The organism is Arthrobacter sp. sptzw42, assembly GCF_059089685.1.
This window is the reverse complement of the sequence record NZ_JBNHEX010000002.1, coordinates 213,636-235,618: the sequence shown is the minus strand read 5'-3', so window position 1 is coordinate 235,618 and position 21,983 is coordinate 213,636. Positions and strand designations below refer to the sequence as shown.

Sequence of the window (21,983 nt, the reverse complement as noted above, 5' to 3'; positions counted from 1 at the left end):
GACCAGGCCGCCGGAAAGCCCCGGCGGCCTGCCGTGACTCAGGAGGGCCCTTTGCCCAACAGCGACGCCGCCGCCTGGCCCCGGATCCGGGCGCGCCTGCTGGCCCGCCGCCGGCAGGAGGCCTCTGCAACCCGGGCGGACGCCGTCGTGCGTACTGCCGTGGTGACCGACTCGGCCGCCGCGCTGCCGGCTGACTGGGCCGCCGGACTGACGGGTGATGGACGCCTCACTATTATTCCCATGCCCGTGATGGTGGGGGATGAGATCTACGGTGAAGGCGAAGACGACATCTCGGAAACCATCGCGCTGGCACTGGCCAGCGGGACTTCCGTGAAGACCTCCCGTCCATCGCCGGGACAGTTCGAGCAGGCTTACGCGGCAGCCCGGCGCAAGGGGTTTGACTCGGTAGTGTCCGTCCACATCTCGGCCGGCCTGTCCGGCACGGCGGATGCTGCGCGCCTTGCCGCCGGAAGGGTGGACATACCGGTGGAAGTCGTGGATTCCGGAACGGTGGGCATGGCCTTGGGGATGGCGGTCCAGGAAGCTGCCCGCGTTGCCGGGGAAGGCGCCGATGCGGTGGCAGCGGCCGCTGCTGCCACCAGCCAGGCGGCACGCACCAAGGTTTATTTTTATGTCCCGAGCCTGGAGCAGCTTCGCCGCGGAGGCCGGATCGGTGCAGCCGCGTTGCTGTGGGGCACCATGCTCGCCATCAAGCCCATTCTGGGGGTGGACGGCGGAAAGATCGTACCGCTGGAGAAGGTTCGGTCGGCCAGCCGGGCAGTTGCCCGGCTGGAGGAGATGGTGGCCGCGGACGCTTCTGCCCGCACTGCTGCGGACGTCCGTCTTGCCGTCCACCATTTCGGCAACCAGGCGGAGGCTGAGGGGCTTGCCAAAAGGCTTGAAGCCGCGTTGCCGCAGTGCCCTCCCGCCCAAATCAGTTCCCTCCCTGCCGTACTTGCCGCACATGCCGGGCTGGGCGTTCTCGCCGTCATCGTGGGCGACAACCCTGCCGCCGTCGACGCCGGCTGAGCACGTGCTTTCCACATAGCCTCCGCCTGCCCTGTCTCCCTGGCGCGGCCTGTCCCTAGGTTGGAGGTATGTCACGCCGAAATGCCGGAGCAGCGGAGGAACAGGCTCACCGCGTCAGGAGGCGGCTGAACGCCACCCTGGGTGGCGACTCCCCGGGGCTGCTGGCCGGTGACGACGGCGGGCCCTCCTTTGAATACCGGGGCCCGGGAGGAGCTGGCGGGGCATTAGGTGGCCGTGCCCTGCCCGGAGAAGAGCCTGAAGCCAGGGAGCTCACTGACATTGGCCCTGCCGTCCGCTGGCGCCTCAGCTTTCGGCTGGCTGTGCTCCTGGGTGTCCTTGCAGTTGCCGCCGGTGCCTGGTTCTGGTGGCAGGCCGGGGCCGGCCGGCCGGAGGTTCTGCCGCTCGGCGGCGTCGCTTCCGGAACCGCCGCACCGGCGGCCGGGGACAGCTCCCCGGGCGAGGACGGCGGTGGCGGCAGCCGGGCCGGTCCCGAGCCAGCCCCGCAGGAAAGCGCACCGGAAAGCACAGTGGTGGTTCACGTAGCGGGATCAGTACTGCAGCCCGGAGTGGTGGAACTGCCCGCCGGCAGCCGCCTCTACGAAGCCATAGCCGCAGCCGGAGGGCCGGCCCCTGGAGCCGACCTCAACCGCCTTAACCTCGCCGTGGTGGTGGAAGACGGGCAAAAAATCCACGTCCCGCTGCACGGCGAACCTCTGCCGGCCGGTCCCGCGGAACCGGGGGAGCCGGCGGCCGGGGATGTTCCGGCCGGGAGCGCCGGAGCGCCGGCTGGATCGAAGGTCAATCTCAATACCGCCGGAGTGGATGAGCTGGATGGCCTGCCCAAAGTCGGCCCTGTTCTGGCGCAGCGAATCGTGGATTGGCGCAAGGAGCACGGTCCGTTCAAGGCGGTCGAGGACCTTGACGCCATTGATGGTGTCGGTCCAAGGATGCTTGAAGCATTGCTGCCCCTGGTGACCATATGAGACGAAGGCAAGATTTAATGATGAGGGCTACGGCACCGTGCCATGGGTAACGGGACAGGGGGAACCGGGGCGAGTCCCTGGAGCCACTACGTGGAGTCAGCAGTCCGCGGGCACGCGGCCGGCGGGCATGATGCGCGGCACGCTGATGCCTTCGGTCGGCGGCAGGCCATGGCCTCGAAGGGGTTCCGGGCCGGCACGCCGGGGCAACCGCGGCAGGGGTGGCTGCGCCTGGCCGGTGGCGCCGGCGAAAGCCTCCCCACGTTCTGGATTTCCCGGTGGGCCCGGTTACGGGAGGGCAACCGGAAAGCACTGCAGGACGCAGACACCGGCGGTGAGGTGTTCCGCCGCCGCACAGACCTCCGGCTGGCGCTGCCGGCGGCGCTCGTTTGGGCTGCCTCCGCTGCCGGGCTTTGGCTGCCCCCGATGGCACTGGGCGGCTTCTGCTGTGCACTGCTCGTGGTGGCGGGCCTGCTGCTGGGCCATGCCGCCAAATCCCGGGGCGGTTCATCAGTTTACCGGGGAGGCGGGAATCAGGGCCGGCGCAGCTTCCTTACCACCACGGCGGTAGCCCTCCTCCTTGCGGGAACAACGGCTGCCCATTCAGCGGTGGCCGCCACTCAGCGCCACGAAGGTCCCCTCGCAGCCGCCGTCTTGTCCGGAAAGTCTGTGGTGGCGGTTGTGGAAGTGGCAGGAGCGCCCCGCGCCTTGACTGCCACCAACCAGGCTGGTCCACCTGCCCGCTGGTCGGTGCCGGTTTGGACCCGGGACATCAGTACCGGCGGCGTTGTGCTGCGGGCGCGGGCCCAGTTGGTGGTGGTGGGCGGGGGCGGCTGGGACGCAGTGGTGCCCGGCCAACTGGTCCGGACTACCGGAACGCTCCGCCCCGCCGATCCCGGACGGGAGGAGGCCGGCATCCTCACAGCGTCCTCGCGACCGGGGCTGCAGGTTGGCCCGCCCATCCTGCCGGGAGCTGCCAGGGAATTGAGGGAACGGTTCGTTTCCGCCGCCTCTTTCCTCGCCCCGGATCCGCGCGGCCTGCTTCCGGGAATGGTTACCGGGGATACCACAGCACTCGATGAAGGCCTGGACGCTGCAATGAAAAGCGTGGGCATGACCCACCTAACAGCTGTCAGCGGAGCCAACTGCAGCCTGGTTCTCGGGGCGCTGCTGCTGGTGTGCCGGCGGCTCCGCTTACCCCGGTTGCCTGCGGCCGTGCTGGCAGTGGCAGGCCTCGGGCTGTTCGTGCTGCTTGTTGGCCCCGATGCAAGTGTCCTGCGGGCAGCGCTCATGGGAGCCGTAGCGGTACTGTCCCTGGCCGGTGGCAGGTCGGGGCGTGGCCTGAGCTTCCTGAGCCTTGCCGTGATCGGCCTCCTGCTGATCGACCCCGGGTTGGGAACGAGTTTCGGGTTCCTCCTGTCCGTCCTGGCAACCCTGGGAATCATCGTCCTCGGCCAACGCATCGTGGAGTGGACTCCGGAGCCCGTTCCGCGCTGGGCCGCGGCTGCAGTGGCTGTTCCGTTGTCCGCGCAATTGCTCTGCGGACCAGTGATTGTGGTGCTGCAGCCCCAATTTTCCACCTACTCGCTGCTGGCCAACGTTACCGCGTCGCCGCTCGTGGCGCCCGTGACACTGCTGGGAACGGCTGCCGTGCCTTTGGTGGTGCTGGCCCCGTGGGCAGGAACCGTCCTGATCGCGTTGGCGGGTGCGTTCAGCGCGGGCGTGGCGGCGACAGCCAGGTTCACCTCCCAACTTCCGGGCGCAGCCCTTCCCTGGCCCGAGGGTGTGTCCGGCGTCTTGACCATGCTGTTCCTTTCGATGCTGACGATCGTGGCCGTCTGGGCGGCGGCCCGGCCGCACCGGCTCATTCGGTCTGTGGCGGACGCGCACCGGCGCGTTGTATCCCTGCTGGAAATGCTGGAACGGTACGCGGCCGGGGTGCTAAAGAGCCGCAGCCGGGAACCGCTGCGGCGGTCCGCTGCGCGGGTGCCGCAGAAGCGTGGCCCGGGCTTGGTTCGGGCCACGGGACATGGCAGGCTGGGATACTCCACAAAACTTTCCGGAAGGAAGCTCCGATGGCCGCTGCGCAGAAACGTGCAACCCGTTCGCCGGCATTGGCAGGGCCCACCTGGCGGGACGTAACGCCGGCCGCCGTCGTCCTGGTGAGCGGGCCTGAAGAGTACCTTGGCATCAGAGCAATGGACAGGGTTCGTGCAGAGGTGCGGGCAGCCGCTCCCGACGTTGAGGTCAGCCGCATCAACGCCACATCCTACGAGGCCGGGTCCTTGCTGATGCAGGTCAGCCCGTCGCTGTTTGGCGAAAGCAAGCTCATCGAAGTTGAGGCTGTCGAATCGATGAACGACGCCTTCCTGGCCGACGCCCTTGCCTACATCGGCCACCCGGAGCCGGACGCCGTCCTGGTATTGAGGCATGGCGGGGGAGTGCGGGGCAAGAAGTTGCTGGACGCCATCAAGAAGGGCGGCTGGCCGGTTGTGGACTGCCAGCCGCTTAAGAAGGACGCGGACAAGGTGGCCTTCGTCGCCTCGGAGTTCAAGACGTCCGGGCGGAGGATTGAAGAGGAGGCGGTGCAGGCCCTGGTGAACGCCGTCGGGGCGAATCTCTCGGAACTGGCAGCAGCGTGCAGCCAGTTGATCGCGGATGCCGGCACGACAGTAACCACGGACATCGTCGACCGCTACTACGGCGGACGGATCGAGGCTACGGCCTTCAAGGTGGCCGATGCTGCCATGGCAGGAAACGGCCCGCTGGCATTGTCCACTCTCCGCCATGCCCTTGCAACGGGAGCCGATCCCGTTCCGCTGGTTGCCGCGCTGGCGGCAAAGCTGAGGACGGTGGCCCGCGTGGCCGGCGCTTCCGGCTCTTCGGCCCAAATAGCTGCAGACCTCGGAATGCAGCCCTGGCTGGTCGAACAGGCCCAGCGGGAGGTCCGGCGGTGGACGCCGGAAGGACTGGTCCGCTCCATCCAGGCCACTGCCGAAGCCGACGCCCAGGTCAAGGGGCTGTCCCGCGATCCGGTCTACGCCGTGGAACATGCGGTCACGGTGATCGCCATGTCCGTCCAGGGCCGGTAGTGGGTACCACCTCCAGCCGGTGGCCGCACAGGTGGGACTGCCGGTAGGCCTGCGCCAGGACGCAAGGCCGGGTACGGGCGGTTAAAGATGTGTGGCCGGTACCAACCGGTACCGGCCACAACCATCAGTTCAGGGAACTGGAAACCTTACAGTGCGTTGACCTTCTTGGAGATCGCCGACTTGCGGTTCGCTGCGTTGTTCTTGTGCAGAACACCCTTGCTGACAGCCTTGTCCAGCTTGCGGCTGGCAGCAACCAGGGCAGCAGCAGCTGCATCCTTGTCCGTGGACTCAACGGCGGTGTTGACGGCGCGGATGGCCGTCTTCAGCTCGGACTTGACTGCGTTGTTGCGCAGGCGTGCCTTCTCGTTGGTGAGGATGCGCTTCTTCTGGGACTTGATATTCGCCACGTGTGAACTCTCTTTTTAATGCGGAAATGGTCTAGAGGGCTTTCAGATTGGCCATTGACTGAGCGGCGTGGGGATACCTATGGCGGCCAACCATCAGTGGCCGTCGACCTGCACGGACACACAGCTATAAAGAATAGCAGGTCAGGAGCAGGGCTGGCCATTCGCGAAGCTAGTCCCAGCCGTGTCGCCGGCGGAGCCCTTCGGCCACTTTTTCAAACTGAGCTCGGTCCAGTACAGCGCCTTCCCGCCGGATGCTCTCCGGCGGGAGCCGGACGATGCGGTCGAGCCGGGCTTCGCTGGGCCGGCCCTGCCTGTCCCAGGCGCCAGCCCCAATATCGATATAGTTTGCCGATGCCCCCGCGCCGCGGACCCGGTCCCTGCTGGTGAGCATAAGCCCGAGAAGGTGCCTTCCGCTGCGGCCCACCAGCAGCACAGGGCGGTCCTTACCGCGCGTGTGATCCTCTTCGTAAGGCACCCAGGCCCACACCACCTCACCCGGATCCGGTTCACCGTTCGGGTCCGGTGCGTACCGGACGGAGAACCGGCCCCGAAAGTCGCCCACATATTCACCGTTCCCGGAGGTGGCAGGCGAGGGAGCGCGGCGGGCCGGGCCCGCCGGTGCGGTCCTTCCCGTCTTCTGCAGGACACGCAATCCGGCTTTGACGGCGTTTGCCAGGGAGCGGAAGTCGATAGCCATTCAGCAACCCTAGCGCCGGCCGCCGCGGCGGGCAGGGAACATCACGACGCCGATGATGCAGTGCCAAAGGCCGGGACGTGGGACACTTGAGGTTCCAGATGTGCGGAGAGTCCGCAGGGTGCCCTCGGTGCGCCCTGGCGGCGGCCGCGTGAATGCCAACAGTAAGGACCCTGCGTGTCTCCCATGGCCCGCACCGCCCCGGTGCCCGCCGCGACAGATCCGGCCATCATTCGGAACTTCTGCATCATCGCGCATATTGACCACGGCAAGTCCACACTGGCCGACCGCATGCTGCAGTTGACCGGCGTCGTGAAGCCCCGCGACATGAAGGCCCAGTACCTGGACCGCATGGACATCGAACGTGAGCGCGGCATCACCATCAAGTCCCAGGCGGTCCGGATGCCGTGGGAACTTGAGGGAAGCAGCTACGCGCTGAACATGATCGACACTCCGGGCCACGTGGACTTCACGTACGAGGTTTCCCGCTCTCTGGCGGCCTGCGAAGGAGCCATCCTCCTGGTCGACGCGGCGCAGGGCATCGAGGCGCAAACCCTCGCCAACCTGTACCTGGCCATGGAGAACAACCTCACGATCATCCCGGTCCTGAACAAGATTGACCTTCCGGCCGCCCAGCCCGAGAAGTACGCGGCGGAGCTGGCCAGCCTCATCGGCGGGGACCCGGAGGATGTCCTGCGTGTCTCCGGAAAGACCGGAATGGGCGTCGAAGCGCTGCTCGATAAGATTGTCCGTGATCTTCCAGCCCCGGTGGGAGACGCAAATGCTCCCGCCCGCGCCATGATCTTCGACTCGGTATATGACACGTACCGCGGTGTCGTCACCTACGTCCGCGTGGTGGACGGGATGCTGCACCCCCGTGAACGCATCCAGATGATGTCCACCCGGGCCACCCACGAACTCCTGGAGATCGGGGTGAGCTCCCCGGAACCAACCCCGTCGAAGGGTCTGGGCGTCGGCGAAGTGGGCTACCTCATCACCGGCGTAAAGGATGTCCGCCTGTCCAAGGTGGGCGACACCGTCACCAACCTTGCGAAGCCGGCTGCCGATTCGCTCCCCGGCTACGCCGATGCCAAGCCCATGGTCTTCTCCGGCCTGTATCCGCTGGACGGCACGGACTACCCGGTGCTGCGCGACGCACTCGAGAAGCTGATGCTCAACGATGCCGCCTTGGTATACGAGCCGGAAACCTCCGCAGCCCTGGGCTTCGGCTTCCGCGTGGGTTTCCTTGGACTGCTCCACCTCGAAATCACTCGCGAGCGGCTCGAACGCGAGTACAACCTGGACCTGATCTCCACCGCTCCGAACGTGGAATATGAGGTAACGCTGGAGGACAAAAAGGTTATCCACGTTACCAACCCCAGCGAATACCCCTCCGGCAAAATCTCCGAAGTCCGGGAGCCAATGGTGTCCGCCACCATCCTGGCGCCGAACGAGTTCGTCGGCGCCATCATGGAGCTGTGCCAGAGCCGGCGCGGCGTGATGGGCGGCATGGACTACCTGTCCGAGGACAGGGTTGAGATCCGGTACCGGCTGCCGCTGGCTGAGATCGTGTTCGACTTCTTCGACATCCTCAAGTCCAAGACCCGAGGCTATGGTTCGCTTGACTGGAAGGCCGACGGTGACCAGGTGGCCGACCTCGTGAAGGTGGACATCATGCTCCAGGGCGAGCAGGTGGATGCCTTCTCCGCCATCACACACCGCGGCAAGGCGTACGCCTACGGCGTCATGATGACCACCAAGCTGCGCGAACTCATTCCGCGCCAGCAGTTTGAGGTGCCCATCCAGGCCGCCATCGGCTCAAGGATCATCGCGCGCGAAAGCATCCGCGCTATCCGCAAGGACGTGCTGGCCAAGTGCTACGGCGGTGACATCTCGCGCAAGCGCAAACTGCTGGAAAAGCAGAAAGAAGGCAAGAAGCGCATGAAGATGGTGGGCCGGGTCGAGGTCCCCCAGGAAGCATTCATCGCCGCGCTGACCACCGACGAGTCCAAGGACAAGGCCAAAAAGTAGTGAACACCGCGTCCGGCAACACCGGAGGCCCCTGCAATGCCTAGCACCCTTCCCCTCGGCGACCCCGCGCCGTCGGACGGCCTGCTGCCTGCCCAGGCAGCGGACGGTTCGGCGGAGCGGGCGTTCGGCCTGTACGTGCACATCCCGTTCTGCGCTGTGCGTTGCGGATACTGCGACTTCAACACCTATACCGCCACGGAACTCGGCGGCGGCGCCTCCCAGGATGCGTATGCGGGCACGGCCGCCTCTGAGGTGTCGATGGCGGCCCGGGTACTGGCCCAATCCGGCCTGCCTCCCAGGAAGCTGAGCACGGTGTTCTTCGGAGGGGGCACGCCCACCCTGCTCCCCGCAGAGGATCTTGCCCTGATCCTCCGCCGCGCCATAGACCACTGGGGAATTGAAAACGGCGCCGAGGTCACCACGGAGGCGAACCCCGATTCGGTCACGCCGGAATCCCTCGCCATCCTCAAGGAGGCCGGCTTCACCCGGATCTCCTTCGGCATGCAGTCCGCCGTTCCGCACGTCCTCAAGGTGCTGGACCGCACGCACTCGCCCGCCAGGGTCCCGCAGGTGGTCCAGTGGGCCCGCGAGGCCGGGCTCGCCGTCAGCCTGGACCTGATCTACGGAACGCCGGGGGAGTCGCTGGCGGACTGGAGGTGCTCCCTGGAGACAGCACTGTCCTACGGGCCCGACCACATCAGCGCCTACGCGCTGATCGTGGAGGACGGTACCAAGCTCGCTGCCCAGATCCGCCGCGGTGAGGTACCGGGAATCGACGACGACGACCACGCCGACAAGTATGAGCTCGCCGACCAGCTGATCACCGAAGCCGGCCTCGGCTGGTACGAGGTCAGCAACTGGGCCCGCACCCCGGAGCAGGCGTGCCGGCACAACCTGGCCTACTGGCGCGGTGATGACTGGTGGGGGATCGGACCCGGCGCGCATTCGCACGTGGGGGGAGTCCGCTGGTGGAACGTCAAGCATCCCGCCGCGTATGCAGGCCGTCTGGCGCAGGGTCTTTCGCCTGCCGCCGGCAGGGAAACGCTTGACCCGGAAACCCGGAACGTGGAACGGGTGATGCTCGAGGCCCGCCTGCAGGCCGGCCTGGAGGTTTCCGCCCTCGGTGCCGAAGGCCGCCACCAGGTCGCAGGCCTGATCGCCGACGGCCTGGTGGAGCCGGCCGCAGCCTTCCGGGGACGCCTCGTCCTCACCCTCAAGGGCAGGCTGCTGGCCGACGCGGTGGTCCGCCGCGTACTGCCTGACTGATGCGCGGCCTCCCGCAGTCCGGGGGTTAAGCCTATGATGTGCACAGCAACGAAGAGTCTGGGGGAGGACGTGGGAAGCAAGAGGGCCATTTTGCTCGTGCCCGACCGGGAGGAATGGGAAAGTCAGTTCAGACGGTACGCGCAAAGGCGTAAGCGCGTGGGGGCCTGGATAGGAATTGCGATCGGTGGACCGCTTTTGGCAGGATCTCTCTACTTAACCGGGCTGCTCTACCCTCTGCTCCGGGGAGACATCGCGGCCGGCCACCCCAGCTACGACTCCTACAGGACTGCAGCGGCCACCGCACTCCTCGTTGTTGTTGCTGCTTTGGTGCTTTACGCGGGGTCCAGCATCATGTTCAGCCGCTGGCTCAGGAAAACCCACGTACTTCTGGGCTTCAACCCCGATGGTTCCTTCGCGGAAGTCCGCTGTGCCCTCACTCCCGACAGTACGAATTCCTAATCCGCAGGACGGCCGCCCAGGGACGTGATGGTACGGGTGGAACTGTCCCAAAGACGGGCCTCGACGCACTGACCCTCAGTCCTGGCCCCCAGGGCATCCAGGGCCGCCCCGAGCCGGTGCCCGGGTAACCTGCGGGCAAGGGTGACGTGCGGCGTCCAGGCATTCGGAAGGGTGTTTTCGTAGGCGCCGGTACACCGCTGATGCAGCCGGGCGTGAAGTTGGAGTAGATCCGCCGCCGGCACAACCAAGCGCGCCAGAACGTATTTGCCGGCCCCGGCAGGAAAGACCACCAGGCCTGAAAACCTGATACTGAACGGCAGCCCGCTCCACAGGTCATGGATGTCCGGCCCAACATCGAGCAGGTTGCCTGCGGCCAGTGTGATGTGTGGCCTGTTGCTGGGGGAGGTGTGCGAGGCGAGGCTCGGCAGGCCGGCTTCCGAGAGCGTGGCCCAATCAGTCCTGATGGAAGAATCCGTGGATTCCCCGAAGGTCAACTCGACGCTGCGCATTTCCCCATCATGCCTGACGGACGCAGATGCTATGGCTTTTACCCTGGCGCAGAGCCCGGTTGCGTTACTTGATCCAGCGCAGGTTGTACGGGTAGCGGTGCGGCTGGCCGCGGTTGACATGGATTCCGGCAGCCACCGAAAAGCAGGTCAGACCAATCCAGATCAGGGTGGCGATAACGGCAAAAATGTTGCCGATCACCGGCACGAAGACCAGGATGTTGGCAACCACTGCGGCGATGGTGGGCGGCAGGCTGAAGTTCAGCGCCTCCTTTGACTCCTGCGCAGTGAACGGGCCGCGGTCACGGAAGATCAGGTAGATCAGGAGCGAAGGAACGCAGCCCAAGATGCCGCCGAAGTGGGCCAGCGTGGCCCACTGGCGGTCTTCGCTGGCTGTCAGGGGCAGGGCATTCGCCGGAACGCCGTGGTACTCCGAACGGGCCTGGCCCACCGGGCTGTCCCTGTGATCGCGTGCATTTTCTGCCACAGTCTGTTCCTTCTGGAGTGCAATGGTGCTGACTAAGAATGCCATGCCTGCTGACGGTCCTGCGATCGGCAGGCACCGCAGTACCAAGAATACTGGGTGCAACGCCGATGCCCGACCCTATCCGCCTTCCGGCAGCGCGACAGCCCGGCCCGCGGCGGGCTCAGGGGACGGTGAGGAAATCGATGACTTCCTCCACCCTCCCCAGCAGCGACGCCTCCAGATCGGCGTAGCTGCGGACGGCGCCCAGCAGCTTCTGCCACCCGAGGCCGATGTCCTCTTTGGTCTCGTGAGGCCAGCCGAAGGCGGACAGGATGCCGGTTTTCCAGTCCTGCCCGCGCGGCACCACCGGCCATTTCTCGATTCCCAGCACAGCCGGGCGGATTGCCTGCCACACGTCAACGTAGGGGTGCCCCACAATCAGCACATTGCCTGCAGCGCCGGGACAGGACATCACGGATTCGGCAATGCGCGACTCCTTTGAGTCGGGCACCAGGTGGTCCACGAGCACCCCCAGGCGCCTGGCCGGGCCCGGCTTAAAATCGGCCACAGCGGCAGCGAGGTCATCAATGCCGTGGAGGGGTTCGACGACGATGCCCTCCACCCGAAGGTCATCGCCCCACACCTTCTCGACGAGCTCGGCGTCGTGCTTTCCCTCCACCCAGATGCGGCTCGCCTTGGCAACCTGGGCCCGCTGCCCAGCCACCCGGACAGAACCCGACGCCGTCCTGCCGGCCGCGGCCCCGGAGCCGGCGGCCGGCCGCGGGGACGGGGGCATCAGCCGGATTGCCTGCCCTTCAAGGAGGAACCCGAAACCCAGCCGGAAGGACCGGGACTTGCCGCGGCGGTCTTCCAGGGCCACCACATGCATCCCACCCGATTTCTCTACCCGGGTTACCGCGCCCACCCAGCCGGACTGGACATCCTCCAGCACCATGCCCCGCTCCACGGGTACTTCAGGCAGTTGCGTCCGGGCAGGTGCGGACAGGTCCTGGGCTCCCCAGTTCTGGTAATGCATGGAATCACTCGCCTCGTGCTGGATGGTGGCCCGAAATTTCGCCTGGAGCGGTACCAATGCTAACAACGGGGCGAGTCATAATAGACTGTTAGCACTTGGGCATGTCGAGTGCTAACCCCTGGAGAGATACGGTGCGGGCAGAACGTCTGCCCTGAACCTGGATGGAGGTGGAGTGTGAGCGAGCCGCGCAAACTGGAAGTATTGCGGGCCATAGTGGAGGACTACGTCCACTCCCGTGAGCCCGTCGGGTCCAAGGCCCTGGTGGAGCGGCACCATCTCGGTGTCTCCAGCGCAACCATCCGCAACGACATGGCAGCGCTTGAGGACGAAGGACTGATCACCGCACCGCACACCAGCGCAGGCCGTATCCCCACCGACAAGGGCTACCGGCTCTTCGTCGACCAGATTTCCGCAGTAAAGCCTTTGTCCCAGGCTGAGCGGCGTGCCATCCAGTCACTGCTCGAAGGCGCGGACGACCTTGACGACGTGCTGGAACGCACCGTCCGGCTCCTGTCCCAGCTGACAAACCAGGTGGCGGTGGTCCAGTACCCACACCTCAACCGGGCACTGGTCCGCCACATCGAATTCGTTCTCCTTGCCCCGCGGAAGGTGCTGGTGGTACTGATCGCCGACAGCGGCAAGGTTGAACAGCGGGTCATCGACGTCGGGCAGGACCTCGCGGATGATGCCATCGCTGCTTTGCGCGGCCGCTTCCTCGGATCGCTCGCCGGAACTCCCCTGGCGCAGCTCGGACAGTCCCTGCCCGCAGTGGTGTCCGGGGCTGCCCCCGGTCAACGCCAGGCAGCCCAGGCACTTGCGCACGGGCTGGAGGCCCTGGCCCACAGCAGCCGCGAAGACCGGATGGTGATGGCCGGCACAGCAAACCTTGCGCGGTCCAACGTTGATTTTCCGCTAAGCATCGGACCTGTGCTGGAGGCGCTCGAGGAGCAGGTGGTGATGCTGCGCCTGCTGAGCGAGATGGCGCAGGACCACCGCGGAGTTGCCGTGAGCATCGGGCGTGAAAACCCCTACGACGGCCTGGCGGAGGCATCCGTCGTGGCCACGGGCTACGGCCCGGACAGTGTCGCCAAAATCGGCGTGCTGGGTCCCACCAGGATGGATTACCCCACCACCATGGCGGCAGTGAGGGCTGTGGCCCGTTACCTGTCACGGATCCTGGGACCCTGACCGCAGTACAGCGCCCCTGGGCGCACAGCAGTGTATGCAGCACGACTGCAGGCAGAACAACAAGGAAGAGATACAAACTTTGAGCAGCCACTACGAAGTCCTTGGAGTCGCACCGGATGCCACCGGGGAAGAGATCAAGAAGGCCTACCGCAAGCTGGCCCGAACCCTTCACCCGGATGTGAATCCCGGTGAAGATGTTGCGGACCGCTTCAAGGCAGTAACCCACGCCTACGAGGTTCTCTCGGATCCCCAGAAGCGCCGGGTCTACGACACCACCGGCAACGAGAACGGCACGGACAACGGATTCGGCGGCGGGGCCTACGCCGGCCAGGGCTTCGCTTTCCAGGACATCTTCGACACCTTCTTCGGCGCAGGTGGCACCACGGGCCCCGCCTCAAGGGTCCGGCGCGGGCAGGATGCGCTCATCAGCGTCAGGATCGAGCTCCGCGACGCCGTATTTGGGGTCAACAAGAAGCTCGAAGTGGACACGGCAGTACTCTGCCCCACCTGTGAGGGCTCCTGCTGCCGGCCCGGAACCCATCCTGAGCGCTGCGATATCTGCGGCGGCAGCGGCCAGGTCCAGAGGGCTGTCCGCTCAATCCTGGGCCAGGTCATGACCGCCGCGCCCTGCGGCACCTGCGAAGGTTTTGGAACTGTTATCAAGGACCCCTGCAACGAGTGCAGCGGGCAGGGCCGGATTCGCAGCCGCCGTTCCCTGACCATCAAGGTTCCTGCCGGCGTCGCCACAGGGACACGCATCCAGCTGTCCGGCCAGGGCGAAGCCGGTCCCGCCGGCGGTCCCGCCGGCGACCTGTACGTGGAAATCCGCGTCAACAACGATGCCACCTATGTCCGGGAAGGCGACGACCTGCACGCCACCCTGAACATTCCCATGACGGCGGCTGCCCTGGGCACCGACGTAACCCTGGAAACCTTCGACGGGCCCCAGGAGATCGACGTGAAGGCCGGCACCCAGTCCGGCGAAATCATCACCCTGCGCGGACTGGGCGTCACCCATCTGCGCGGGTACGGCCGCGGCGACCTGAAGGTCCATCTCCAGGTGGAGACTCCCGCCAAGCTCGATGCGCAGCAGGAGGACCTGCTGCGGCAGTTGGCCAAACTTCGCGGCGAGCAGATCACCGATGGCAAACTTGCTGCCGGCGGCGGCATGTTCGCCAAGCTCCGGGACCGGCTCGGTAACCTGTAGCGGTGAGCAACCCCGTCTTTTTCACCGCGCCCGGGTCACTGGACCGGATGGTGCCGGCAGGGACTTTTGTCCTGGAAGGACCCGAGGCGCGGCACGCGGTCACCGTTAAGCGGCTGGCACCGGGTGAGCCGGTGGACATTGTGGACGGCGCCGGGACCCGGATGAGCGGCAAGGTCACAGCTGCTTCGCCTTCCATGCTCGAAGTGGCTTGTGACTCAGTGGTTGTTGAGCACCGGCCGGACATCCGGCTGGTGCTGGTCCAGGCGTTGGCCAAGGGCGACCGGGATGAGCTTGCCATTGAAACGGCCACCGAACTTGGCATCGACGCCGTCGTCCCCTGGCAGTCCGAGCGGTCCATCGTGCGCTGGAAAGGCGACCGTGCGGCCAAGGCGCACGCCAAGTGGCAGTCGGTTGTTTCCGCCGCCGCGAAACAGGCACGCCGCGCCTGGATCCCCGAGGTGCGGGCTGCCGTCGACACTGCCGGCCTTGCCAACGCCGTGGAGCAAGCGGGCCTTGCCGTTATCCTGCACGAAGATGCCGTGCGCCCCTTCCGGGCAGTCCTGGCGACGTGGCTCGAAACCGGGGCCGCGGACGGGGTGCGGGAAGTACTCCTGATCGTGGGGCCGGAGGGCGGCATCAGCCAGCGGGAAGTGACGAGGCTGTGCGGCCGGGGCGCCGTCACGGCTCTCCTGGGGCACCATGTGCTGCGTTCGTCAACTGCCGGACCCGCCGCCGTCGTCCTTGCCAGCGACGTCTTGGGCCGCTGGGCCGCGCCGGCTCTCTGAGCCGGGAACAACAGCAGGGCTAACGGACCTTGAAGCTCCGGGTGTCTTCGCTGCCGTCCTCTTGGCCTTCCGGGCTGGAGGTCTGGGCCACGCGCAACTCGAAGTCCCCCTCCGGCAGGTTAAGGGCCAGGGTGAATACGCCTGCCTGTGCCGGGTCCGCAGCTGCTGTTGTCTCACCGGTCAGGAAGGGGGTCTTGTTTCCATTATTTTCGGACCGCAGGATCTGCCAGCGCAGCTTGCCCCCCGGAACTGTGCTCCGGCCAGTGATCTTGACACTGCCGTTCGCCATCTCCACGTTCTCCTGGGGGTCGATGACCCACACGGGAGCCACCAGCCCCGCCGTCCGGGCCATCGGCGAGCCCAGCTGCACATGGTTAAAGGCGACGTAGTCGGTGTGGCCATCCACAAGAATCCGGACGCGGATCTGCTGCCCGGAATCAATTAACCCCGAACTCGCCGCCGCCGCGGTCGCGGTATAAACCAGCTGCTGAACCGCCCGGGCTGCCATATCGGCGTCAAGATTGCTGTTAAAGGCATCCTCCGACACATCCACGGTGATGACGTCCTTGCCGGAGATCGACGTAGCAAGCTCGCGGGGATTCTGCCACGGCGTAAAGAAGTCGGGATCCAGCGGTTTTTCGGACATCATGGCGCGGAGGGCGGCCGTCACCGGATTCTCCTGACCGGGAACCTCCCGGAATTCCCGATAGAGGAAGACGCTGCTGTTGCTGCGGCCGATCCAGTAGACGGGTGCTTTGTTGGAGGACTGTGTAGTCTCCAGGGGAGCGCTGGTGGATGGGGCACTGGATGTGGTTCCCGGGCTGGAGGACAGGAGGCCGGTGGGCGCTGGCCCCGGTTCGGCGATGCAGCCCGTCAGGGCAGGGACCACGAGCAGGAGACCGGCGAAGACCGTTGAACGGGCGCCGCTGAAGAGGTCACGGGCGCGGCGGGGCGCTGCGGTTTCCGGCACCTTGATTGCCCTGTCCTTTCCTGGTCGGATAGGCCGATCCCCGGTCGGCCATGGTGTTCCAGCAGCGGGCTGGATTTCCAGCATTGCACAGCCCCGGGGAGCAGATGCGCCGGGATGCGCCGGGCCGGCCAACTGCAACGGGAACGATATGAGGCCGATATGAAGTTGATACCTAATAACGGGAACAAGTGCTGTGCCCGTTCCGGAAAGCACCGGAAGCCCGGATGCGGTATGGGGCCAGGAGTGCCTGCTGGCGTAGGATGGAAGGTACTGCTGGAGGCAACGGCAACATCCGCCGCATACCAGCTGACAGCTACTGTTTCGACATCGAGGGGATCACAGGCCTGCGGGCCAGCACTATGACTGAATCAGCTAACGGAAAGCGCAGGCTTGTCACCGGCGAGGGCGCAGCGGGCGAATTTCCCCACACACTTCCCGGCGTCCGTACCGAAGTGGTCCTCTTCGACAATTCCGACCAGATGGTTCAATCGCTGGGCAGCCACGACGAGGCGCTGCGGTTCATCGAGGAGCAGTTCCCCGACGTCAATTTCCACGTCAGGGGAAACGAGCTCTCCATCAGCGGCCCGGCGGCGGATGTCCCGCGGATCATGCGGCTCCTGCACGAGGTCCGCGGACTCGTTGCCCGCGGTACTGTCATCAGCCCGGCCGTGCTGCAGCAGCTCGTCGCACTCCTGCGCACGCAGTCCATGCAGAACCCTGTGGATGTGCTGACCCACGACATCCTGTCCAGCCGCGGAAAGACCATCCGGCCGAAGACGCTGAACCAGAAGAACTACGTTGACGCCATCGACGCCAATACTGTCATCTTCGGAATCGGCCCCGCCGGAACGGGCAAGACCTACCTGGCCATGGCCAAAGCGGTGCAGGCACTGCAGCAGAAGGAAGTCAGCCGGATCATCCTGACCCGCCCGGCAGTCGAGGCGGGGGAGCGGCTTGGGTTCCTTCCCGGTACCTTGAGCGACAAGATCGATCCCTACCTGCGCCCGCTGTACGACGCCCTGCACGACATGATGGATCCGGAATCCATACCGCGGCTCATGGCAGCAGGCACCATCGAAGTGGCGCCGCTGGCCTATATGCGCGGCCGCACCCTCAACGATGCCTTCATCATCCTGGACGAGGCGCAGAACACCACGCCCGAGCAGATGAAGATGTTCCTCACCAGGCTTGGCTTCGGCTCCAAGATGGTGGTCACCGGCGACGTTACGCAGGTGGACCTGCCCTTCGGTACCCGGTCCGGGCTGCGCATCGTCGAAGAGATCCTGCAGGGCATCGAAGATGTGAACTTTTCGGTCCTGGACGCGGCCGACGTCGTCCGGCACCGCCTGGTGGGAGATATCGTGAACGCCTACAGCGTCTGGGATGACGTCCAGCGGAACCGGGTCAAGCATTCGGCAAACCGGGAAAAACGTGGGGAGCACGCGTGAGCATCGAGGTGAACAACGAGTCCGGCGTCCAGGTGGACGAATCGGAGCTCGTGGCCTTATCCCGGTACATCTTCGAGCAGCTTTACATTCACCCGCAGGCCGAACTGTCCATCCTCCTGGTGGACGAACCCGCAATGGAGAACCTGCACATCGAGCTGATGGACGAGCCCGGGTCCACTGACGTGCTGTCCGTGCCCATGGACGAGCTGACTCCGGGCACCCCGGACCGGCCCACGCCGCAGGGCATGCTGGGGGATATTGCTGTGTGCCCGCAGGTTGCTGAGGTTCAGGCCCGGAACGCCGGTCACTCGCTGCAGGACGAGATGCTGCTGCTGACCACGCACGGCATCCTGCACCTGCTCGGCTACGACCACGCCGAGCCTGAGGAGAAGGCGGAAATGTTTGGCCTCCAGCGCGAGCTCCTGTCCGGCTTCACCGGCAAAGAAGCGCCCGCCGAGACCATTCAGTGACCCCCCTGCTCCTGGTCGCAATGGCCCTGGCTTTCCTGGCCGTTGCGGCTGTACTGACCGCGGCTGAGGCCGCCTTCAATTTCCTTCCGCGCCACGACGCTGAAGAGGCGCTCCTTAAGAGCCGCGGCACTGCCATGCGCCGGATCCTGGCACAGCCCGTGGCGCACATCCGCGCGTTGCGTTTTTGGCGCATCTGGTTCGAATCGGCGTCCGCCGTTGCCGTCGCTGTCCTGCTGTACAGCCTGCTGGACAATATTTGGCTGGCCGGACTGGCCGCAACCGGCATCATGGCACTCCTGGGATTCGTCATCGTGGGTGTCTCTCCCCGCCAGCTTGGGCGTCTCCACTCGGCCGCCGTCGTGCGTTTCACGGCACCGATGATCCGTTTCCTGACCTGGGTGCTGGGGCCCATCCCGGCGTGGCTCGTGGCACTGGGAAGCGCCGTGGCTCCTGGTGCGCCCGTTGGTGATGATGCATTCTTCAGCGAGCAGGAATTCCGTGAGCTCGTGGAACGGGCCACTGAGTCGGACATGATCGAGGACACGGAGGCCGAGATGATCCAGTCGGTCTTTGATTTCGGCGACACCCTGGTCCGAGCCGTCATGGTTCCCCGCACAGACATCCTCAGCATCGAAGCAGGTTCCAGCCTCCGGCGTGCCATGTCGCTCTTCCTGCGGTCGGGGTACTCCCGGATTCCCGTGATCGGCGAGGATACCGACCACATCCTGGGCATCGTCTACCTCAAGGATGTCGCCGCCGTCCTGCACGGGTTGGGCCCGAACGAGGAGCCGCCCCTGGTGGATTCGCTGGTCCGGGAGGTGCGGTATGTGCCCGAATCGAAGCAGGTCAGCGACCTGCTGCGCGAGCTGCAGAAGGAATCCACGCACGTGGCCATCGTTATCGACGAGTACGGCGGTACCGCCGGGCTTGTCACCCTCGAGGACCTGATCGAGGAGATCGTCGGCGAAATTGTGGACGAATACGATACCGAAAGCGCTGAGGCCGTGGAACTTGGTGACGGCACCTACCGCGTGAGTGCCCGGATGAGCATCGATGACCTCGGTGAGCTTTTTGACATTGAGCTCGACGACGACGAGGTGGACACCGTGGGCGGCCTGCTCGCCAAGGCGCTGGGCAGGGTGCCCATCGTCGGCAGCAGCGTCGAAGTTGACGGCGTGTCGCTGCGCGCCGACAGGCTCGAAGGGCGCCGGAACCGGGTCAGCCACATCATTGCGTCCCAGGTTCCAAAAGTAGACACTGACCTTGAAGACCTCCTCCAGGAGGCGGAAGCAACCCAGCAGGGAGTTCCACGTGAGCAAGAAAAATAAGGCCGCCGACGCAGATGATTTCGGCGGCTTCCGCGCCGGGTTTTCCGTACTGGTGGGCCGTCCCAACGCCGGTAAATCGACGCTGACCAACGCGCTGGTGGGCAGGAAGGTGGCCATTACCTCCGCCAAGCCGCAGACTACCCGCCACACAATCCGCGGGATCGTCCACCGCGAGGACGCGCAGCTGATCCTTGTGGATACGCCGGGCCTGCACCGGCCCCGCACACTGCTGGGGAAACGCCTGAACGACCTCGTGGCGGACACACTTGCGGAAGTGGACGCCATCGGGTTCTGTCTGCCCGCCAACGAAAAGATCGGGCCAGGCGACAGGTACATCGCCGCCCAGCTTGCCGCTGTGGGCCGCCAGCCTGTCATCGCCATCGTCACCAAGGCAGACCTGGTGGACCGGCAGGCGCTTACCGAGCAGCTCCTTGCCGTTGCCGCGCTCGGGCGGGAAGTGCTGGGAGAAGAAGGTTGGAAGGACATTGTTCCGGTGTCCGCCGCCGACGGTTTCCAGGTCAAGACTGTAGCTGACGTACTGATCAGCCACATGCCGCCGTCGCCCCCGCTTTACCCTGATGGGGAGCTCACCGACGAGCCGGAGGCCGTGATGGTTGCGGAGCTGATCAGGGAAGCCGCGATTGAGGGCGTCCGTGATGAACTGCCGCATTCCCTTGCTGTAGTTGTTGAAGAGATCGTGCCGCGGGAAGACCGTCCTGAGGACAGCCCCCTGTTGGATGTCCGTGTAAATCTTTACGTTGAACGCCCGTCCCAGAAGGCCATCATCATCGGCAAAGGCGGTAGCCGACTGCGTGAAGTGGGCACGAACGCGCGCAAGGGCATTGAGGCGCTGCTGGGAACCCGCATCTACCTGGACCTGCACGTGAAGGTGGCCAAGGACTGGCAGCGGGATCCGAAACAGCTGGTAAAGCTCGGCTTCTGACGCTTTAATACGTTCGTCCGCCGGGCCGCCCGGGGATTTCCCAGCCTGGGCCACTAAAATGGACCGGATTCAGAATCTAGAGGAAGGTTCACCACGTGGGGCGAGGCCGCGACAAGCGCGAAAACGGAGCTGACGTATCAGCAGAGGGACCGGTGTCCCGCCACGCGGATGAAGGCACCGATGGAGCTGCCCGCCACCTTGGCTCTGTACGCAAGATGCCGCTGTGGCTGAAAATCATCACAGGCGTGCTGTCAGTGGCACTCATCGCCGCCATAGCGTTCGCCGGATTCTGGTTTGTGCGTCTCCAGAGCAACATCTCCAAGGCTCCGTTGAACGCCGGCGGCGGCAACGGAGCGGTGAGCGGTGCGACCGGGCGGATGCAGATCCTGATCCTCGGCTCTGATACCCGTGATGGCAAGAACGCCGGGTACGGCTCGGCGGACGATTCCAAGGGCCACGGGAAATCGGATGTCATGATGCTGATGGACATTTCCGAAGACAACAAGCGGGTCAGTGTCATCAGTTTCCCGCGGGACCTGCTGGTGGACATTCCTGAATGCACGGATGCGGAGTCCAAACAGACTTTTCCCGCCCGCAGCGGTGTGATGATCAACGAAGCGATGAATGAGGCCGGCATCGGCTGCGCCGTTGATACCGTCAACCAACTGACCGGCCTGGAAGTGGACCACTTCATGATGGCGGACTTCAACGCGGTGAAGGAACTGTCCAATGCGGTGGGCGGCGTGCAGGTGTGCATCAGCGACGCCGTGTTTGACCCCGACTCAGGGCTCCGGCTTCCCAAGGGCACGTCCGCGGTTGAGGGCGAGATGGCCCTCGCATACCTGCGGACCCGGCACGCATTTGCCGACGGCGGCGACCTGGGACGCATCAAAGCCCAGCAGGGGTTCCTCTCTTCGCTTACCCGGAAGATCAAGGATGAAGGCACTCTGTCCGACCCCGGCAAGATGCTCAGGATCGCCGATGTGGTCACCCAGAACCTGACGGTGGACGAGGGGCTGGCCTCAGTGCCCAGCCTGCTTTCCATTGGTAACAGGCTCAAGGACATCGACATCAGCAAGGTTGCCTTCGCAGCGGTTCCCACCGCCCCCGCCGATCTGGACCCGAACAGGCTGCAGATTGCCGAACCGGCCGGCTCCCAGTTGTTCGCCGCTATGCGGCAGGACATCGACCTGACCGACCCCACAGCGCCTGCCACACCGGCGCCCAGCGAAACCCCGGCACCGCCCACGGCCGCTCCCACTGAAACTGCTCCTCCGCAGCCTCCCTACGACAAGGCACTCCAGCCCGTCACCGTCGCCAACGGCAGTGGCGTGCCAGGGCGGGCACAGGAAATTGTGCAGGCCCTCATAGGCGGCGGATTCACCCAGGCAGCCCAGTTTGAGGCCACCGCCGCGGCACAGTCCGCTGTGTACTTCGGCGCAGGGTTCGAGGACGTGGCTGTTGACGTGGCCGCGCTGCTGGGGATTCCGGCCGCGCAGGTGCTGCCCGCTCCGGCGGTTTCGGGAGTCCAGGTCTACCTGGGCACCGACTTCACCTCGGGTGCCACGTACGGGAGCCCTGTAGCGCTGCCGGAAGACATCGTCAACCAGACAGCCGGGGACACCCTCTGCCAGCAGGCCAACCCATACCTCATCGTGAACAGTTAGCCGGCATCGCA

21 protein-coding genes are annotated in these 21,983 nt (G+C 65.5%); 15 read left to right on the top strand and 6 right to left on the bottom strand.

What is annotated here, in order from left to right; all coding sequences use genetic code 11:
- Positions 1–51: 51 nt before the first annotated feature.
- The 4 genes from AC5RT4_RS03170 to holA all read left to right on the top strand — a co-directional run bounded on the left by AC5RT4_RS03170 (position 52) and on the right by holA (position 5,101).
- Positions 52–1,029, top strand: a complete 978-nt coding sequence (locus tag AC5RT4_RS03170) for a DegV family protein (protein WP_494039763.1) — start codon at positions 52–54, stop codon at positions 1,027–1,029.
- A 68-nt stretch (positions 1,030–1,097) separates the two neighbouring features.
- Positions 1,098–2,012: a ComEA family DNA-binding protein gene (locus AC5RT4_RS03165; RefSeq protein ID WP_494104831.1), complete on the top strand. Its 915-nt coding sequence runs from the start codon at positions 1,098–1,100 to the stop codon at positions 2,010–2,012.
- Between the two features lie 90 nt (positions 2,013–2,102).
- Positions 2,103–4,151: a ComEC/Rec2 family competence protein gene (locus AC5RT4_RS03160; protein ID WP_494104830.1), complete on the top strand. Its 2,049-nt coding sequence runs from the start codon at positions 2,103–2,105 to the stop codon at positions 4,149–4,151.
- Entirely contained in the window at positions 4,085–5,101 is a 1,017-nt protein-coding gene (gene holA / locus AC5RT4_RS03155; RefSeq protein ID WP_494104829.1) for a DNA polymerase III subunit delta, read from the top strand. Before AC5RT4_RS03160 ends, holA begins: the two co-directional genes overlap by 67 nt.
- Before the next feature lie 146 nt (positions 5,102–5,247).
- Here holA and rpsT read toward each other — a convergent pair whose 3' ends face one another.
- Both rpsT and AC5RT4_RS03145 read right to left on the bottom strand, forming a co-directional pair.
- Positions 5,248–5,508: a 30S ribosomal protein S20 gene (gene rpsT, locus AC5RT4_RS03150; RefSeq protein ID WP_011692086.1), complete on the bottom strand. Its 261-nt coding sequence runs from the start codon at positions 5,506–5,508 to the stop codon at positions 5,248–5,250.
- Positions 5,509–5,677: 169 nt separating this feature from the next.
- Positions 5,678–6,205, bottom strand: coding sequence for a type II toxin-antitoxin system PemK/MazF family toxin (locus AC5RT4_RS03145; protein WP_494104828.1), 528 nt, complete (start codon positions 6,203–6,205; stop codon positions 5,678–5,680).
- A 174-nt stretch (positions 6,206–6,379) separates the two neighbouring features.
- Here AC5RT4_RS03145 and lepA point away from each other — a divergent pair, with 174 nt between their 5' ends.
- From lepA to AC5RT4_RS03130, 3 genes are all read left to right on the top strand, one after another.
- Positions 6,380–8,233: a translation elongation factor 4 gene (lepA, locus tag AC5RT4_RS03140; RefSeq protein WP_494104827.1), complete on the top strand. Its 1,854-nt coding sequence runs from the start codon at positions 6,380–6,382 to the stop codon at positions 8,231–8,233.
- Positions 8,234–8,269: 36 nt separating this feature from the next.
- Positions 8,270–9,499: a radical SAM family heme chaperone HemW gene (gene hemW / locus AC5RT4_RS03135; protein ID WP_494104826.1), complete on the top strand. Its 1,230-nt coding sequence runs from the start codon at positions 8,270–8,272 to the stop codon at positions 9,497–9,499.
- Positions 9,500–9,655: 156 nt separating this feature from the next.
- Entirely contained in the window at positions 9,656–9,958 is a 303-nt protein-coding gene (locus AC5RT4_RS03130) for a hypothetical protein (protein WP_494104825.1), read from the top strand.
- On the opposite strand, the gene AC5RT4_RS03125 is transcribed toward AC5RT4_RS03130, so the two are convergent.
- The 3 genes from AC5RT4_RS03125 to AC5RT4_RS03115 all read right to left on the bottom strand — a co-directional run bounded on the left by AC5RT4_RS03125 (position 9,955) and on the right by AC5RT4_RS03115 (position 11,966).
- Entirely contained in the window at positions 9,955–10,467 is a 513-nt protein-coding gene (locus AC5RT4_RS03125; RefSeq protein WP_494104824.1) for a 2'-5' RNA ligase family protein, read from the bottom strand. The two genes, AC5RT4_RS03130 and AC5RT4_RS03125, sit on opposite strands and share 4 nt — an antisense overlap.
- A 64-nt stretch (positions 10,468–10,531) precedes the next feature.
- Entirely contained in the window at positions 10,532–10,951 is a 420-nt protein-coding gene (locus tag AC5RT4_RS03120; RefSeq protein WP_494039754.1) for a DUF4870 domain-containing protein, read from the bottom strand.
- Between the two features lie 160 nt (positions 10,952–11,111).
- On the bottom strand, positions 11,112–11,966 hold the full coding sequence (locus tag AC5RT4_RS03115; protein ID WP_494104823.1) for a DUF3097 domain-containing protein: 855 nt from the start codon (positions 11,964–11,966) through the stop codon (positions 11,112–11,114).
- Between the two features lie 174 nt (positions 11,967–12,140).
- Between AC5RT4_RS03115 and hrcA the strand changes: the two genes are divergently transcribed.
- The 3 genes from hrcA to AC5RT4_RS03100 all read left to right on the top strand — a co-directional run bounded on the left by hrcA (position 12,141) and on the right by AC5RT4_RS03100 (position 15,146).
- Positions 12,141–13,154 (top strand): heat-inducible transcriptional repressor HrcA, encoded by a 1,014-nt coding sequence (hrcA, locus tag AC5RT4_RS03110; RefSeq protein WP_494039752.1) that lies wholly within the window; start codon positions 12,141–12,143, stop codon positions 13,152–13,154.
- Positions 13,155–13,233: 79 nt separating this feature from the next.
- Positions 13,234–14,361, top strand: a complete 1,128-nt coding sequence (gene dnaJ, locus AC5RT4_RS03105) for a molecular chaperone DnaJ (RefSeq protein WP_494039751.1) — start codon at positions 13,234–13,236, stop codon at positions 14,359–14,361.
- A 2-nt stretch (positions 14,362–14,363) separates the two neighbouring features.
- The gene (locus AC5RT4_RS03100; RefSeq protein ID WP_494039750.1) at positions 14,364–15,146 is read left to right on the top strand and encodes a 16S rRNA (uracil(1498)-N(3))-methyltransferase; all 783 of its coding nucleotides are present in this window, start codon (positions 14,364–14,366) and stop codon (positions 15,144–15,146) included.
- Between the two features lie 19 nt (positions 15,147–15,165).
- On the opposite strand, the gene AC5RT4_RS03095 is transcribed toward AC5RT4_RS03100, so the two are convergent.
- Positions 15,166–16,116: a GerMN domain-containing protein gene (locus AC5RT4_RS03095; protein ID WP_494039749.1), complete on the bottom strand. Its 951-nt coding sequence runs from the start codon at positions 16,114–16,116 to the stop codon at positions 15,166–15,168.
- Positions 16,117–16,475: 359 nt separating this feature from the next.
- On the opposite strand from AC5RT4_RS03095, the gene AC5RT4_RS03090 reads away from it, so the two are divergent.
- The 5 genes from AC5RT4_RS03090 (at position 16,476) to AC5RT4_RS03070 (ending at position 21,972) form a co-directional block, all read left to right on the top strand.
- Entirely contained in the window at positions 16,476–17,564 is a 1,089-nt protein-coding gene (locus AC5RT4_RS03090) for a PhoH family protein (protein WP_494039748.1), read from the top strand.
- Entirely contained in the window at positions 17,561–18,034 is a 474-nt protein-coding gene (ybeY, locus tag AC5RT4_RS03085; RefSeq protein ID WP_494104822.1) for an rRNA maturation RNase YbeY, read from the top strand. The genes AC5RT4_RS03090 and ybeY overlap by 4 nt, the downstream gene beginning before the upstream one ends.
- Positions 18,031–19,362, top strand: a complete 1,332-nt coding sequence (locus tag AC5RT4_RS03080) for a hemolysin family protein (protein WP_494104821.1) — start codon at positions 18,031–18,033, stop codon at positions 19,360–19,362. Before ybeY ends, AC5RT4_RS03080 begins: the two co-directional genes overlap by 4 nt.
- Positions 19,346–20,305 (top strand): GTPase Era, encoded by a 960-nt coding sequence (gene era, locus AC5RT4_RS03075; RefSeq protein ID WP_494039745.1) that lies wholly within the window; start codon positions 19,346–19,348, stop codon positions 20,303–20,305. Before AC5RT4_RS03080 ends, era begins: the two co-directional genes overlap by 17 nt.
- 95 nt (positions 20,306–20,400) lie before the next feature.
- Positions 20,401–21,972 carry an LCP family protein gene (locus AC5RT4_RS03070; protein WP_494104820.1) on the top strand — a complete coding sequence of 524 codons (1,572 nt, stop codon included), beginning with the start codon at positions 20,401–20,403 and terminating at the stop codon, positions 21,970–21,972.
- Positions 21,973–21,983 lie beyond the last annotated feature (11 nt).